The organism is Microcoleus sp. FACHB-672 (assembly GCF_014695725.1).
Classification (GTDB): Bacteria; Cyanobacteriota; Cyanobacteriia; order Cyanobacteriales; family Oscillatoriaceae; genus FACHB-68.
In genome coordinates this window covers 562,752-577,988 of record NZ_JACJOU010000019.1, presented here as the reverse complement: position 1 = coordinate 577,988, position 15,237 = coordinate 562,752, and the positions used below count along the sequence as shown (strand labels likewise).

General features: G+C 46.6%; 13 protein-coding genes and 2 pseudogenes. 5 read left to right on the top strand and 10 right to left on the bottom strand.

Annotation, left to right across the window (positions count from 1 at the left end; genetic code table 11):
• Positions 1-73: 73 nt before the first annotated feature.
• Complete coding sequence (locus H6F56_RS16030; RefSeq protein WP_190669948.1) at positions 74-1,009, top strand: IS5 family transposase; 936 nt, start codon at positions 74-76, stop codon at positions 1,007-1,009.
• Positions 1,010-1,134: 125 nt separating this feature from the next.
• The gene (locus H6F56_RS16025) at positions 1,135-1,896 is read left to right on the top strand and encodes a transposase (RefSeq protein WP_309236548.1); all 762 of its coding nucleotides are present in this window, start codon (positions 1,135-1,137) and stop codon (positions 1,894-1,896) included.
• Positions 1,897-2,227: 331 nt separating this feature from the next.
• Here the strand turns inward: H6F56_RS16025 and H6F56_RS26410 are convergent.
• The 5 genes and pseudogenes from H6F56_RS26410 to H6F56_RS16005 form a co-directional block, all read right to left on the bottom strand.
• A pseudogene (locus H6F56_RS26410) lies at positions 2,228-2,497 on the bottom strand (transposase); the annotation flags it as partial.
• A gap of 73 nt (positions 2,498-2,570) precedes the next feature.
• Positions 2,571-5,951, bottom strand: a complete 3,381-nt coding sequence (locus H6F56_RS16020; RefSeq protein WP_190669858.1) for an SBBP repeat-containing protein — start codon at positions 5,949-5,951, stop codon at positions 2,571-2,573.
• A 156-nt stretch (positions 5,952-6,107) separates the two neighbouring features.
• Positions 6,108-6,593 carry a photosystem I reaction center subunit XI gene (locus H6F56_RS16015; protein WP_190669855.1) on the bottom strand — a complete coding sequence of 162 codons (486 nt, stop codon included), beginning with the start codon at positions 6,591-6,593 and terminating at the stop codon, positions 6,108-6,110.
• Positions 6,594-6,890: 297 nt separating this feature from the next.
• Positions 6,891-7,019, bottom strand: a complete 129-nt coding sequence (locus H6F56_RS16010) for a photosystem I reaction center subunit IX (RefSeq protein WP_190669853.1) — start codon at positions 7,017-7,019, stop codon at positions 6,891-6,893.
• A gap of 42 nt (positions 7,020-7,061) precedes the next feature.
• On the bottom strand, positions 7,062-7,565 hold the full coding sequence (locus H6F56_RS16005; RefSeq protein ID WP_190669851.1) for a Photosystem I reaction center subunit III: 504 nt from the start codon (positions 7,563-7,565) through the stop codon (positions 7,062-7,064).
• A 168-nt stretch (positions 7,566-7,733) separates the two neighbouring features.
• Between H6F56_RS16005 and tsaD the strand changes: the two genes are divergently transcribed.
• Entirely contained in the window at positions 7,734-8,783 is a 1,050-nt protein-coding gene (gene tsaD, locus H6F56_RS16000) for a tRNA (adenosine(37)-N6)-threonylcarbamoyltransferase complex transferase subunit TsaD (protein ID WP_190669849.1), read from the top strand.
• A 92-nt stretch (positions 8,784-8,875) separates the two neighbouring features.
• Here tsaD and H6F56_RS15995 read toward each other — a convergent pair whose 3' ends face one another.
• From H6F56_RS15995 to H6F56_RS15985, 3 genes and pseudogenes are all read right to left on the bottom strand, one after another.
• Complete coding sequence (locus H6F56_RS15995; RefSeq protein WP_190669847.1) at positions 8,876-9,232, bottom strand: hypothetical protein; 357 nt, start codon at positions 9,230-9,232, stop codon at positions 8,876-8,878.
• A gap of 228 nt (positions 9,233-9,460) precedes the next feature.
• Positions 9,461-10,362: pseudogene (locus H6F56_RS15990) on the bottom strand (alpha/beta fold hydrolase).
• Between the two features lie 90 nt (positions 10,363-10,452).
• Positions 10,453-11,178, bottom strand: coding sequence for a hypothetical protein (locus H6F56_RS15985; protein WP_190669844.1), 726 nt, complete (start codon positions 11,176-11,178; stop codon positions 10,453-10,455).
• Between the two features lie 686 nt (positions 11,179-11,864).
• Here H6F56_RS15985 and H6F56_RS15980 point away from each other — a divergent pair.
• Positions 11,865-12,437 carry a GNAT family N-acetyltransferase gene (locus H6F56_RS15980; protein WP_190669842.1) on the top strand — a complete coding sequence of 191 codons (573 nt, stop codon included), beginning with the start codon at positions 11,865-11,867 and terminating at the stop codon, positions 12,435-12,437.
• 67 nt (positions 12,438-12,504) lie between these two features.
• Here the strand turns inward: H6F56_RS15980 and H6F56_RS15975 are convergent, their stop codons facing one another.
• Both H6F56_RS15975 and coaD read right to left on the bottom strand, forming a co-directional pair.
• Entirely contained in the window at positions 12,505-13,206 is a 702-nt protein-coding gene (locus tag H6F56_RS15975) for a hypothetical protein (protein WP_242032020.1), read from the bottom strand.
• Positions 13,116-13,667, bottom strand: a complete 552-nt coding sequence (gene coaD / locus H6F56_RS15970; RefSeq protein WP_309236547.1) for a pantetheine-phosphate adenylyltransferase — start codon at positions 13,665-13,667, stop codon at positions 13,116-13,118. Before coaD ends, H6F56_RS15975 begins: the two co-directional genes overlap by 91 nt.
• A 421-nt stretch (positions 13,668-14,088) precedes the next feature.
• On the opposite strand from coaD, the gene H6F56_RS15965 reads away from it, so the two are divergent.
• Entirely contained in the window at positions 14,089-15,084 is a 996-nt protein-coding gene (locus tag H6F56_RS15965; protein WP_190669838.1) for an endonuclease/exonuclease/phosphatase family protein, read from the top strand.
• The last annotated feature ends 153 nt before the right edge of the window (positions 15,085-15,237 follow it).

Genomic DNA, 15,237 nt, shown 5'->3' with positions numbered 1-15,237 from the left:
GGCGTTGTTGCATGAAGAGGAATTGCGCAAGGGCGAGACATGGTAAGTTTCAGTTACCACACAAAAACCTGCCATAAAAGCTCAATACCGCATCGGCAACTGGTCTGAGTATAACGCTGGACTCAAGCACAGGGGAAGCTTGACCTTCAGGATTGAGGCATCGGTGCTTGATGAGTGGATTGTCAAAACCTTGAGCAGCAAACGAGGAGCGTCTGTTTATTACAGCGACCAGGCAATCGTGACAATGGCAACGGTGAAGGCCGTGTATCACTTGGCTGGACGGCAGTGCCAAGGATTTCTCGAATCGGTCTTCGAGTTGATGGGCATTGACCTGCCCGTACCGGATCACAGCACCCTATCGCGTCGAATCAGTCAACTCTCAATCCCGATTCCAGTTGTGCCCAAGGACGGTGCTCGCCATGTAGTGGTCGATTCGACGGGGGTGAAGGTGTATGGAGAAGGAGAATGGAAGACTCGACAACATGGCCTTAGTAAAAGACGGACGTGGCGCAAATTACACCTGGCCATTGATGAAGCAACGGGAGAAATTGTGGCGGCTATGGTGACAACACCGGATGTCCACGATGGTGAAGTTTTTGGCGACCTGTTAGAGCAGATTGAGGGAGAGATTGCGCAAGTTTCCACCGATGGAGCCTACGACCATCGTCATTGCTACGATGACATTACATACCGGGGTGCCCAGCCGGTGATTCCGCCTCGCAAGGATGCTGTCATCTGGCAGCCTGGCAATTGCAACACTCCACTGCATCCACGGGATGAGAATCTCCGTTATATTCGCAAGCATGGGCGAAAAAAGTGGAAGCGCGATTTCAACTATCATCGACGGTCTTTAGCAGAGACGACGATGTTTCGCTTCAAGACAATTTTTGGTGGCAAGTTGAGTGCGCGGAATTTTGACAATCAGGCGGTTGAACTCTTCCTCAAGTGTGCTGTACTCAATCGCATGATTCGTGTGGCTAAACCCGATAGCTACAAGGTTGAAGCTTAGTCTCCTGCTCTCAAAAGGTAACTTCTGTCTCTTTCTCTAGTTATGCAACAAAGCCTTTTTCTTGGCTCAGCCGTTTCTTAAGTTCGGTTTCACTTTCGGTGATTTCTATCTGACAGACTCCGGCCATTTTTTTCTCTAACTTTACTCAGGTAGTAGTCTACACGATTTGTAGCACTGGTTTCAAGAATTGGTATAAACAGTACATTGGCAATTTAGGCAAGACAGAAAGAGGGATTGTATCCGTTAGTGCTTATGGGTTAGTGGGCACAATCCCTTATCCGTTGCTGTTTAAGATTTTCAAACCCAAAGCTTGCTTAAAGCTGGGGGATACTTATAAAACTAAACCCCAATTAGCCAGAGAAATCATCTGTGAACTCAAAGCACTGGGATTTCGCATAAAACTCGTTTTGGCCGATAGTTTATATGGGGAGAGTAGCCGTGTCATCGACACCTTAGAAGCTCTCAATCTAGACTTTATTGTGGCGATTCGTAGTAATCATAGCGTATTAGTTGCTCCTGGAGACCGAGTGCGGTATAACCGATGGAAAGCTTACCAACAGCAACTGTCTCACCGTCAACCGGAACCAAGATTTCTGCGAGAAATTATTTTCGGTAAACGTCGTAAAATTCGCTACTACCAAATTACCAAAGGAGATACTCCTGACCCCAATGGGGTCAGGAGTTGGTATATTATGACAAATCTTAAGGGTCAGATTGACCTCCAAGTGGCCCAACTTTATAGCTTAAGAAATTGGATTGAATACGGCTTTAAACAAGTCAAGAATGAGTTAGGATGGGCCGATTATCGCTTGACAGATTATGCCAGTATCCAACGCTGGTGGGAACTGGTTTTTAGTGCTTACCTCCTGGTCAGTCTAAAGACCTAGAATTTTCAAACTTTGGCGGATGAACATCTCTGTGTTCAATCGACTCAGTTAACCGCTCCATCTCGCTTGATTGCCATGCTCCCAACAACGATGTTGTTGGGAGCATGGCACAACTTGGAAGAGTGCACTCAACAATATCAGATTAATTATTCAGCCCTTCCTTTTTTACTGTTTAATCTCTCCTGGGTTAGAGGTCTTTAATCTGACCCGGTTTCAACGCAAGTTCAGCGAATTCCGGCAAATTTTGGACACTTTTCCCGTTTGTTCTACACCTTTCTAGGCTGCCTATTCCGTTGCTGCCTAACTTTTACTCTCCCTGAAGTAATCAAAAGAGGGATAAGTGTAATCTCCGCTGTATGAAAGCTTGACTTGACCAGGTAGAATCTCTTAAAAAATGATGTAAGGATTGACTATTGGATAATCCAGCAGCTCTCGCTATTTTAGGCAAAGACTTACGTGGGAGTTCTGATAGAAGTCCAAGATGTAACAGCTTAAAGGCTTCGTAATTTCTGACTTGAGAAAACAGGCCTTGATAGTTTTGACAATACTCATCAATGAACTTGAGTGTGGGAGCGGCTGGGCGACGGGGTGTAACCATTATTGTGCAATGTTTTAGGAGTTGTACCCTGATTTTACTCTCCCTGAAATAACAAAAGAGGGATTACTTGTTTGCCTTAACCGATGCCGGCCCGCCCTTCAGATGAACCGTAGTTAACGAAATGTTCAAAGCCGCTGCGGTATAAACCCTTTGCTACATCTGCCGCCACATCCTTGTTATTTGCTAGATAAAAAGCCTCGTTATATTGCTCACTAGGCCGGCGTTTTTCGGTTTGTCCGTGGCGGATAAAGTGTTCGTATCCACTGCGATACGTTCCCTTCGTCACCTCTACCGCAACATCCGGGTTGTTGTCCAAATAAAACTTTTCATCAAACAACTTCAGACGCGGTGAACGTCCCTCAAATTGACCAAATTTTAAGTAATGGAAAATCCCACTTGTCACTTCGCCTGTTGCCGTTGCTGCTGCTAAACCTTCATCTTGGTTAAGATACTGGTTGGCATTAAACAAATTGGTGGGGTTGCGGTTTTTCTCTAACAAGTTGGGTCGGTTTTCTAAGATCCCGTAGCGCACAAAGTGATTAAAGGCACTACCGCCTCGGCTGACATCTTCTGCCACATCGGGGTTGGTAGCCAAATAATATTGAGTGTTGAATAGAGCACTAGGGTCACGCTTTTCAAACTGTCCATTGCGGATAAAGTGTTCAAAGCCGTAGCGGTAAACTCCGGCTTCTACGTCCCGCTTGACATCAGGGTTGTTGGCGAGATAGAAGGCTTCATCATAAATTTGTAGCCTGGGGTCACGTTCTTCATATTGCCCATAGCGGGCGAAGTGTTCCCAAGCGCTGCGATAAACGCCTTTCTGCACGGCATCTTTGACATCTGGGTTTTGTTCGAGATAGAGTATGGGGTCAAATATGAGGCTGGGTTGCCGGTTTTCTAGTTGACCGTATTTTTGATAATGTTCAAGTGCGCCACCGGCATAGTTACCTTTTGCGACATCGGCAGCGACGTCTGAGTTATTGGCTAGATAATATTTTTCGTCAAAGTATAGGGTGGTGGGTTCTTTGCCTTGGCTTTCTAGTTCGAGTAATTCGGCAAATGTGAATAGGGGATTGCCGGTGTAGTATTTGGCGATGTTAGTATTGCGCGAAAGACCACTACTACTGCTGGCATTCAGATAGCCCATTACATAAACACTGCCCATCTTGTCTACCGCAATTTCAGTAGAACCTGTAGAACTAGAAAAATAATTTTGAGATACTGTATAACTGGTACCAAGGGGATTAATCTTGAAGAGAGAAGAATAGTTAGTTCGGGCTCCATAAAAATAATACTCTTGGCCTTCATAACTTGTATTTACATATGACGAGTAGTATTCACTAAGTGTCGCGTAGACATTGTCTGAGTTGTCTACTGCAATACCGTGGACAGTGCTACCATAGTCAGCAGCGCCGGCTGGAGAACCCTGATCATTGTGAGTAAAACTGCTGGCAAGGTAGGTGGAGTAAACCAAAGCTGTCCCATCGGCATTGAGCTTACTCACAAAGCTATTGGTAAGGGTTGCCTTCGCCACTTGCCAGGCATTTTTAAGTGGGAAGTTACTAGACCCTGTATTTCCACTTACATAGGCATTGCCCAAGCTATCTACAGCAATGCCATTAATTCCGTCCTCTCCACTGCCGCCGAGGTAGGTGGAATAAACCAAAGCGGTGCCACTGACATTGAGCTTACTGACAAAGCCATCACCGCCACCTGCCCTCTGACCTTGCAGAGCGTTTTGGGTGGGAAAATTATCAGAGTTGGTGTATCCAGTTACAAACACATGACCTGCGTTGTCTAAAGCCATGTCTTGGAACACATCATTGTCGCTGCCGCCCAAGTAAGTCGAGTAAATTAAAGCTGTACCACTGGGATTAAGTTTGCTCACAAAGCCATCATCCTCGCCGGCCCTCTGGCTTTGTAGAGGATTCAGTGTGGGGAAGTCAGTGGAGTTTGTAGATCCCATCACATAGATATTACCGACACCATCAAGGGCTATGCTCTTGCCGATATCCTCAGAACTACCACCCAAGTAAGTCGAGTAGAGCAAAGCATTACCCGTGGCATTTAGTTTGGTAACAAAGGCGTCATTGCCAGCTGATGAAGGTTTCAGGGGATTGACTGTGGGGAAGTCGGTGGAAAAGGTTACTCCCGTGATGTAGGCGTTGCCGGCACTGTCAACTGCAATGTCGCCACCCATATCACCACCGCCGCCACCCAAGTAGGTAGAGTAGATAATTGTTTGGCCAGAGGCATCGAGTTTGGTAACAAAAGCATTATAAATATTGTAGATATTGGATGACGAGGGAGCAGGGGGAGTGGCTTGGTAAGCATTAACCGTAGGGAAATTGTCTGCTATTGTAGACCCGGTAATATAAACATTGCCGGCGCTGTCTACTGCTAGTTTATTACTCCTATCACCTACGAGAAAAGCTGCCTGATTTGATATATCTGGGAAGTTTTCGGAGTAAATCAGCACTGGATCAATTACCAGGGTGTGTGCCGAATCATAAGCACCTAAACTAAACCCGACTGTGCCATCTCCCAACAATTTATAAGCCGACTCAACTTCTTTGATTTCTCCGTTTATTTCCTGATAAACATAGGGCGCTGAGTCGATTAATTCTCCGGTTTCTGTCTTGATTATTAGCGCTCCATCTTCTCGCAATTGCAGGTCTTTTATTCCTTTGTATTGAATCTTTATTTGTCCCGCATCTGCGCCGGCTGCTACGATAAATTCCCCTTTTAAATGCCCTTCTGTTCCTTTATAAATTCGGTCGATGCCTTCGTATACGTTTCGATACACTACGCCTTCATAGGTAGAAACGTCCGTTTGCCATTGATTTGGATCGTCTCCATTTAGGAAGTTAGCGACTCCTGGCAATTTTTCCAGGGTTTCAATGGTGGGGTTGAAATTGCCTCCGATTAAGTTGCTTCGCACTACAGAGGATGTGTTTTCTGTTTCTCCTTCTCCCTCTGATTGTGCGGTGAAGATGACTTCATTGGGGGTGAAATAGAAGGTATGATCGGCACCTTTTATTTGGTATTTTACTTCGGCGTCTACTTGGCCGGCATTTTCTATAAAACTTAGCCCGACTTTTCCCCACTCTTGCTGTTTTTTTATGCCCACATTGCTGAGGGCATCATTTTCCGACTGGGCGACGGTTGGGGTATTTTCTGTTATCTGGCTGATTAAATCTGGCGTTGTGCCGACAGCGGGCAGTCTTCCTTCTTCTTTGCCATGCAATAGCCAGTGTTCCCAGCTATTTTCATAGACTCCGCTGCTAACAGCTACGGCTACATCAAGATTTTCTCTTAGGTAATAGTCACTATCAAATCCGGCTGGGGGAGTGTTGGGATTTGAGCCGATTGATAATATATCTTTGTTTCCCTGATCTGTGGTGAATAAATTCTCTGAGACGGACTCGTTAAATGCTTGCACGCCGAGATTATCCATTGCCATCTCTTCCTTTTTGCCACTGAGTTAGCCCAGCCGACAAGCGATGATGAACTCCCCCTTTATACTCGACTCCCTCGGGTTTGGCTAGCCTCCAATCGGGTGGTTTTTTCTCAGCTTTTTGAAATAATGATGGGCTTGTTAAGGTCTATCAATTTATATGAAAATTTGATACACCAAATAAGCGAAAATCGCGCCCCCTATTCCACCGACAAGAAAACCTGTTGCAAAATTACTCCAGCCTTCTTGTGTGCTGAAGGCTTCTGGAGGATGGGGTGTGGTAATTGTGGAAACCGGCTTGTTTTCATCTAGCACAGTCGCATACAAAGACAAAGCAAACGTCAAAATCACGACGATGCTAGCCGCTTCCATTAATCCCAACAAATTCCCAGCTTGAGTGCCGCGAACTGGATTTGTCCAGGCAAAGGGGCCAAATAAAAAGTATCCATGCGCCATCCCAATTTCTAAACCGCGACGCTGGGGTAACAAACCCTTCCGATAAGCCGGCAAATTATTAATAAAAGCCTTCGTTAGCGTTGAAGCATTTACCGGCGTTGCCAGATTTCCCACTTGCGTCTCGCCGGCAGGGTAGACGACTTCACGATCCCTAGGGTCACTTTTCGATTGCACAGATTGGCTCATATTTAAATAAAAAAGTTTGCAATGTCTTCTCCCATCAATCAGCTTTTACAAGCATCATCTCAAGGAAAATAGAAACACAATAATTATACCTAAATCCGTTTTCTGCTGTAATAATAAAACTCGCGCTCTGTGCGGCACACTTGCCCAACACGACCACGAGTTTTGTTTTCTAGATTTGTGTTTTAAACCGGCTATGAGTCGCCACGAATAGATGTACGGGCGGGTTTGGCTGACAACTTAATGTCGAACCCGATATTAAACGACAAAACCCGCCCCTACAAACTGATCGCCAACCCTCTACGGGAGAGGATGGAACAGCAAATCAGGGAAGTAGTAGTTAAACACAATCAGGCCGGCAGCCTGAAGGGAAATCCAAATTGTGGCGAGAACCGGCGCGGAGGAAAGATATCTGGGTAAACCTTGCATGATGGTTGATTCTCCTTAAAAAGTTAAGCAACTGAGAGTGGACTAGCGGGGTGATACCGGGATTTCATTATCTTTGGCATACAGTTCACCACTGAGGGCTTCTTTGATAGCTGCTAGCGGCCAGGTAAAGCCGGTTAGCATATACTTAATTGCCGTGGGAACATCGATGATGATTTCTTTTTCTTCAGGGCTATCGGTTTTGCGAACCGCTTGGAGATAAGCGCGGCCCACCCAACCAATCCAGCCGGCAATGTAGAGAAAGAGAATGCCCGGAATAATAAAGTCTCCAGCATGACTCCAGCGGCCATCGGGAATCAAGTGAGGAAGCCCTTCAGGGCCGCATAGCGCTTGAGAATAACGCTCAAAACGTTTTTGTCCAGACTGGGGGTCGCTGGTCGTGTTGCGTGCATTTTGCGCCCGTTGCTGAAAAGCAGGGGATTCGCTGCATGGCACTAGCCCCGCCACATTTGGCTCACCGGCAAAGGCAGTTGGGGCAACACTGATCCAAAGACCAATCGCCAGAATTAAAGCTAACAATCGTCGCATGGAATTGTTTCCTTTTGTTACAAAACACAAAGTTTTTTGGACAAACCGCCCCGCGACTTAATACAGGCCAGTTTGCCCTCAGTTGGATGCAATTTTACTCTTCTGAGTGAACTCAGGAAAGTCTAAGCTACTTGTAGTAGCCAATCCATTTCAAAACATTACCAGCCAATGGGAACGGTTTTAGCAATTGAAACAAGTTGTGACGAAACAGCAGTGGCGATTGTTAAGAATCGTCAAGTTCGCAGCAGTATTATTGCCTCTCAAATTGCCACACACCGGCAGTATGGAGGCGTTGTGCCTGAGGTGGCATCGCGTCAACACCTAGAAGCAATCAATCAACTGATCGCCCAAGCATTTCAAGAAGCCAACCTCAACTGGCAAGAAATTGATGGGGTCGCCGCCACCTGTGCTCCGGGCTTGGTGGGGGCGCTTTTGGTGGGGTTAAGTGCGGCTAAAACCCTGGCCATTGTCCATCAGAAGCCTTTTTTAGGTGTTCATCACCTAGAAGGTCACATTTACGCCTCCTATCTCAGTGAACCTTCTTTAAACCCGCCGTTTCTCTGTTTGTTGGTTTCAGGTGGCCACACGAGCTTGATTCATGTTAAAGATTGCGGCAACTATGAAACCCTGGGACAAACGCGTGATGATGCTGCCGGCGAAGCGTTTGATAAAGTGGCCCGGTTATTGCAATTAGGCTATCCAGGAGGTCCAGCCATTGACCGGCTAGCCGCACAAGGCAACCCTCAAACGTTTCCGCTACCAGAGGGTAATATTTCTTTACCCTCCGGCGGTTACCATCCTTATGACTCAAGTTTTAGTGGCTTGAAAACAGCCGTGCTGCGGCTGGTGCAAAAGCTGCAACAGGAACAAGACGAGTTGCCGGTGAGTGATATCGCAGCTAGCTTTCAGCAATCTGTGGCTAGGAGCTTGACAAAAAGAGCAATCGCCTGTGCGATTAGCAACGGACTGAACACGATTGCTGTGGGTGGGGGTGTGGCGGCAAACAGTGGACTGCGAAAGCATTTACAAATGGCTGCCGGCGAACACAATTTACGGGTACTGTTTCCTCCCCTCAAGTTTTGCACCGATAACGCTGCGATGATTGGCTGTGCCGCATCTGAGCATTTAAATCGGGGACACACTTCCCCCTTAAGCCTAGGTGTGCAGTCTCGGCTGTCGCTTTCAGACGTGATGCAGCTTTATCAAAAGAGTTGTTAAACATAAAAGCCGCAGTTTTCCTTAAAAATCAACAGGGTAAAACTCGGCTTTTTTCAATTCAGATAAAAAAATTAATTGTACGTTGCAAAAAACTAATTCAGGACTTTGCTCAGAGCAAGTTTCCGACTGCGTTCCGAGAGCCGAGCAAGATTCAGTTCATTGTGATTATCTAGGAGATTTTCTTTTTCCAAAAACTCTAAAATCGTAATACTTAGAAGCATTTCCACCTGAGCCGCCCGATTGCTGAGCCATTCATGAGTTGCGGTATCTTCGGGAAAGCGTTCAATACATTCGCTGGTGTAATGACGAAATTCTCTAACTTCATGCAATAGACGAACTAAATAGCTAGGGCACTCGCAGGCTATTACATCGGCGGCTTCACAAAGCGCGAGCAGTTGTTCATCAGAAAACTCTAATGAAAGTTGAAGATTTTGGCTGGAGTCAATCATATTTCCCGGCAACATTAGGTTAATCTGAGCTGTACTTGAGTTAGGGATTTCTTTAAAGACTGATTGATAAATCGTCTTATGAAATAAAAAATATTGGACTAAAAATAGAGTGCTGCAAGAGTTAGAGCTAAAATTCTTATAAATTCTTAAAGAAGCTTATACAATCTTAATAAATTATTAAATTTTGAGGCATCTATCTTAAGATAGATGTATAAATGCTGGACTTCATTAAAGGTGGCGGTAAAGTAGGCTGCGGATGGCACCGGCAACTGCATCGGGCTGCTCAAGCATTGCCAGGTGCCCGCAGTCAGGAATTTCAATCACATTGTCACCATCGACTTGAAATAGTGGGTGAAAGCTAGCCAAATGGCGTACATATTTAGGTGCCATAATCGAGTCTCGCGCACCGGCAATGAAATAAACCGGCTGCTCAAGCTCTGACACAACTTGCGGTAATTTGTTGACCTCAGCTTCAGTGGTGGAATCGAGTAAGCTTGCTAAAGCCGCCTCTGGGTGAGCGATGACAAAATCAATTAACCGCTGCCGGCCCCAAATGCGCTCAATCGGACGCGCCACCTGCGCCCGCGCAAACAGCAAATCGATGAAAGGCAAGAGGAAAGCCAGCGCGGGCGGAGTTTCAACATTTGTTGGCCGGCAGAGCGAAATCGTTCAAATTCTTCTTTGAGATAAATACCACCGCCGGCATTGATGCAAATTGCACCTTTAACGCACTCAGGCATTTGGGAAGCCGCCCACAAGCCAATGCTGCCGCCAAGGGAATGACCGATCACCCAAGCGTTAGAAATATTCAGATCTTGCAGCAAAATGGCCAAATCTTGAGCGTAGGCGGCTGGGGTATAACGGGAAACTGCGACACAGGTGCTGTCAGAAGCGGCCAACTCTAAGGTTTTGCCGTCGCTTTGCTGATGATTTTGGCACAGTTGAGAATCACCGAACCCGCGCAGATCGTAAGCAAGGCACTGATAAGCCGGTGCCAACCGTTCAATTAGGGGTTGCCAGTAGCCACGACTGAGCAGCCAGCCGTGGATGAAGACGAGTACAGGAGCACATGGAGTGGGAGCGGTTAAATCGTAAGCGTGCCGCACGCCCTGAATATCAATAGTTGCCATATTTTTATCCTATCCCGAAGTTCTGCGGGAAAGACCGGCAATCAGAACAGCGGTGTACCGGAGCCGAGGAATCAGCAATAACAGCCGGCATCAAAATCGCCGGCCAAGCAATCTCTGCCGCACACTTTCGGAAATTTTGTGGCCAAGGTAATCGGGAATCAAGCTTTCATTTGGGCCTAAGAGGTATAGAATCAACCGAGTTCGCCCCCGCCAAACCAGCAAATTCGCATTGACAACCAATAGATCCTCTTGCCAAATCGCGTACATCACCTTGTAAAACAATCCCGGTTGGTTATCCGCCTCAATTAACAAAGCCGGCAGGTGGAAGACGGGGTCAACATAAAATTCAGTCTCTACGTCTTCTAAACCGGCATCCAAGTTAAATTCCACTGCCAGCATCTCTTCAACTTCAAAATGGCCGGCTAGTGCCTCTCGCACGGCTCTACAGACATTTTCTGAAGTTTTATCCGTCAGTGCTTTGCCCCCCCGCGACACCACCAGCTTGATAAAAACCAACATAGGCGGATAGATTTGGCCATACAAACTCAGGCTGTGGATCGTTAGTCCGTAGGCAGCCAAAACGCCAAAAATATCGCTCAGTAAAAATGACTGGTTCCGGTAGGCAAAATGCAGCGCACTTTTGTTACCTTCAGGTCTCAGCTCAATCACAGCTTGCTTGGTTTTGTAGAGCTGGTAGGCGAGCTTGAGGTTTTGCAGTTGGATTTCACTGCTGACGAATTGCTCATAGAACTGAGGAAACGCCCGGTTAAAGCGCTTCAGAAGTTCTAGTGTGGATGATTTCAAACCCGCAGCCATAATTGGGAAAAACTCGCTTGCCCGGTCAAATGCACTAGAGAATACAAATCCCAGTGCATCTACTATAGAACTCTCTGTTCTGGTTCATCTGTCTCAACTTTCCAGAAAAACAATGATGCACTGGCTTTCTCATCGTATTCTTGAATTGAGGGGTGTGGGAACTTTTGATTATAAAAGTTGAGGCCGGTGTATCCAGCGCAGTTTTTCCACCCGCCTGTCAGGGTGCGCCCTCAAGCTAACGGCCTTAAGGTTGCTACCGCGAGTTGCCGCACCCAGCAATTCTTAGCGAAAACCTTTGAGGGATTGGGTTCTGGGGTGCTCGTGCAATCAACCGCAAACACGTTAAACTTGAAACAGCAAATCCACGACGGTGCGGGCGCTGCAGCGGGGTTTTCCCAAAACATTTCGTCTCACCCATGTGCAGATTTAAGGTCAATGTCTGGCGCACAGTAATCACAGCGGCAAACCGACTTTAGATAAACGAAGATTTGGCCTTGGTCAGACCGAACGCCGGTTCGGATGCAGACTAAGTTCTGGCGTCACTGTCAAAACGCTCGGCTAACGGTTCGTGACACTGCTTTGATGCTTAAAATCCGCATAAGTGGTACACTTCCTCCCTGAGAAACCTTTTCCTTTTATAAGGATTAGGCGCGTTAACTTACTTGTACTACCATTACCAAGCCTGCATGGGTTTTTGGAAAAACTTGTTTAGCAGTTCTGACGCCTCTTCGGCTCCTAATAAAGGCCCAAGTGAAGAATATCCTTTTGGTGCCGGCGATTCTTTTACCCAGACGCTGCGCGATTCTTCTCCGGAGATGCTACGCGAACGTGCCGGTTCTAATGTTCGGATTTATTTCAGTACAGATCGGGACATTGACCTCTACGAACTTGAAGAACTCTGCGATGCCGTCGGTTGGTCTCGACGTCCGCTCCGCAAGGTCAAAAAAGCCATTCAGCACAGTTTTCTCGTCGTTTCGATGTGGGAGCAGCGAGGAACCCAGCGCCGTCTTATAGGCTTTGCCCGCGCCACCTCAGACCATGCGTTTAATGCCACACTCTGGGATGTGGTGGTTCACCCAGATTACCAAAGCAAGGGATTGGGTAAGGCACTGATGAAGTACCTGATCAAAAAACTTCGCAGTGAAGATATCAGCAACATCACCCTCTTCGCTGATCCTCATGTTGTGGATTTTTACCGAAATCTTGGCTTTATGCCCGATCCAGAGGGCATCAAAGGAATGTTTTGGTATCCAGATTAGAGGCTAGAGGAAGTGGGGATGGGATTGGGTAGCTAGTGCTGTCTCCTTCGTCCCTAGCCCCTAGTCCCTAGCTTCTAGCTGGAGGACGCGGCGACGGAACCTGACGCTGCTGAGGTGCTGGAGCTGCATGGGGCGCGGCGGACTCTTGCTGCAGTTGCTGCCGGCCATTTTGGATGACTCGCATCATTTCGCCCAGCTGCTGCTCGATGTTTCTCAGGACGCGATCAGCGTAGTCGTCTGCGCCGTTGTGAATTTCTTCGCACTCCGCTATGGCGCGATTCCGCATTTCTTCAATTTCCTGTTGAGCTTGCCGGCGTGCCCGTTCAATTTCAGCAAGAGTTTGTTCTTGAGCTAACTCACAATCCTCCTCTACTTGCAGCCGGATTTGCTCAGCTTCTAATTTGGCCTGCCGCACTAGGCCCATTTCATCTAGAATCTGAGTCGCTTCTTGCTCTGCAGCAGCAAGGATTTCCTGAGCGTACCGTTCCGCTTGGCCCAGAATTTCCTCTTTGCGACGGATAACGTCTTCGGCTTCGAGATAAGCCGCAGGCAGATTCAGGCGCACGAGATCGAGCTGATCTAGCACCTGTTCTTCATCAATGAGCGTGCGTCTGGTGAGCGGAATGCGCGGACTGTCGAGGATCATCTCCTCAAGCCGATTGAGTTCGCGCTGGATATCTATCCCTCCTGATCCACCCTGGAGTGATTCATCCTGAGGGTTGAGTTCTGTGCGGTCGGTATTGATCCGGGATGTGTCCTGGCGTAGCATCTGGAAATATCTAGGGCGACGTGTTTAGGAACAAGGTGATCGACAGAGCCACCGAACCTGGCGATCTCTTTCACTACACTACTACTTAAAAAACTGTACTCCTTGGAAGTGGCTAGAAAAACTGTTTCAATTTCATCTGAGAGGGTTTTATTGGTGAGCGCCATTTGCAGTTCCATCTCAAAGTCTGAGAGGACACGCAACCCCCGAAGCAAGACTAGGGCTTGTCGCATTTTGGCATAGTGCACCGTTAGTCCCTCAAAGCTATCCACTTCAAGGTTTGACAAATGTCCAGTAGAAGCGCGAATCTGGTTGATGCGCTCGTTTGCAGTAAATAGGGGGGTTTTGTTGGGATTGCGTACCACCGCCACGATCACAAGCTCAAAGAGCCTACAGCCTCGCTCGATGATGTCGAGGTGACCCAGAGTTATCGGATCGAAGCTACCAGGATAGATTGCGATCACCGGCGTTGGCATCTAAGTTTGTAATGCTAATGTTACAGTATTCCGAAGCTTTGTCTAGCGCCAACCATAGCTTTGTGGGCTGATGGTTGTTGTGTCATCGCACACCATTCGGCTAAAAATGGCTGCGTAATTGCGCTGAGGCCCGTGCGGGGTGTATGTTTCAGCTTAATAGTTAAGCGATTACGCCCACAGGTAAGCTAGCTGGTCAGTTGTAGATAGTGAGCACCCTGATTGATCCATAAGTTTTTCTAGCCGCTTAAGTGCTAGAAAATGCGCTGACAACATCATACTTGCTATTGTTCTGCAAACCTAAAAATCTAAAATTTAAACGGTAAAATTGACTGCGTTATCATCGGCTTGCCGGCTCTTGCCTATCCATAAAGGGGGGTTGTCAAGGAAAAACACTCTACTAACATAGTTTATGCAGTTTATACAGCACTTTTTGAAAATTGAAGGCTGGCAGGCTCAAGTTAAAAACGCGCTTTTACGCTGGCTAATTATAGGAACAGTTTTTTCTACACTGTTTTCTCTGACAGGTTATTTGGGAGGCTCCCACAGGTATTTAGAACTCACGAGCCATTTTAAACTGCAATACCTGGGTGTTGGGTGTATTGCCTTAATTTTTTTCTCTGTGACACGTCGCAAGTGGTTGAGTCTTGTCAGCCTCTTCTGTGTCGCGCTCAACCTTGCTGTTATCGTTCCTTGGTATATCCCTCAACTAACAGATGCCGCTGTTCCTGCCGGCACTCCGATGAAGGTTTTGCTGGCAAATGTCTTAACTTCTAACCGACAATACTCAAAAATTATCTCCCTGGTAGAGAAAAACTCACCTGATATTGCAGTTTTCTTAGAAGTGAATGAAGTTTGGTCAAAACAGCTAGAAGCGATTCAGGATATTCTGCCTTATTCTTTGGTTTATCCCAGAGAAGATAACTTTGGTATCGCCCTATACAGCAAAACAGCCCTTAACGATCCAGCTTATAAGTTTTTTGCGGATGAAGATGTGGTGAGTTTACTGGCAGATGTCAGGTTTTCCGACCAAATCATTTCCATCGTTGCCACACATCCACTACCCCCCAGTAATCAAGAATACTTTAACGGGCGAAACACACAGCTCGAAGAAATTAGTAAATATGTGCAGCAGCTCAAAAATCCACATTTAGTTGTTGGAGATTTGAATGCAACGATGTGGTCGCCCTATTATAAACAGTTTATCCAAAAATCCGGACTTCATAACACAAGGGCCGGCTTTGGTATTTTACCAACTTGGCCGGCTCAATCTCCCCTGCTGTACATTCCTTTAGATCATTGTTTAGTTAGTTCAAAAATTAAAGTTAGAGATACTAAAACTCTTGGGAATATAGGTTCAGATCATCTACCTTTGATCTGCGATCTTGCACTCCCAAGAAAAACCTGAGCTTGTGTATTAGTGGAAAAATTGTCCAGTGTTCTTGCAACTCTCAGCAGATATTAAAAAAATTAAATATTATTTAATAGAAAAGAAAATTGATGAGTGGTGCAATAAAAACACCAGCCGATAAATTTTGTAAGCTAACCACTTTACCTATCA

Bases quoted from the DNA above. Each gene is read 5' to 3' on its own strand.
- H6F56_RS15975 (WP_242032020.1), bottom strand. From the start codon at position 13,206: ATGCTACGCCAGGACACATCCCGGATCAATACCGACCGCACAGAACTC.
- H6F56_RS16020 (WP_190669858.1), bottom strand. From the start codon at position 5,951: ATGGATAATCTCGGCGTGCAAGCATTTAACGAGTCCGTCTCAGAGAAT.
- H6F56_RS16015 (WP_190669855.1), bottom strand. From the start codon at position 6,593: ATGAGCCAATCTGTGCAATCGAAAAGTGACCCTAGGGATCGTGAAGTC.
- tsaD (WP_190669849.1), top strand. From the start codon at position 7,734: ATGGGAACGGTTTTAGCAATTGAAACAAGTTGTGACGAAACAGCAGTG.
- H6F56_RS15965 (WP_190669838.1), top strand. From the start codon at position 14,089: ATGCAGTTTATACAGCACTTTTTGAAAATTGAAGGCTGGCAGGCTCAA.
- H6F56_RS15985 (WP_190669844.1), bottom strand. From the start codon at position 11,178: ATGGCTGCGGGTTTGAAATCATCCACACTAGAACTTCTGAAGCGCTTT.
- H6F56_RS16010 (WP_190669853.1), bottom strand. From the start codon at position 7,019: ATGCAAGGTTTACCCAGATATCTTTCCTCCGCGCCGGTTCTCGCCACA.
- H6F56_RS15995 (WP_190669847.1), bottom strand. From the start codon at position 9,232: ATGATTGACTCCAGCCAAAATCTTCAACTTTCATTAGAGTTTTCTGAT.
- H6F56_RS16005 (WP_190669851.1), bottom strand. From the start codon at position 7,565: ATGCGACGATTGTTAGCTTTAATTCTGGCGATTGGTCTTTGGATCAGT.
- H6F56_RS15980 (WP_190669842.1), top strand. From the start codon at position 11,865: ATGGGTTTTTGGAAAAACTTGTTTAGCAGTTCTGACGCCTCTTCGGCT.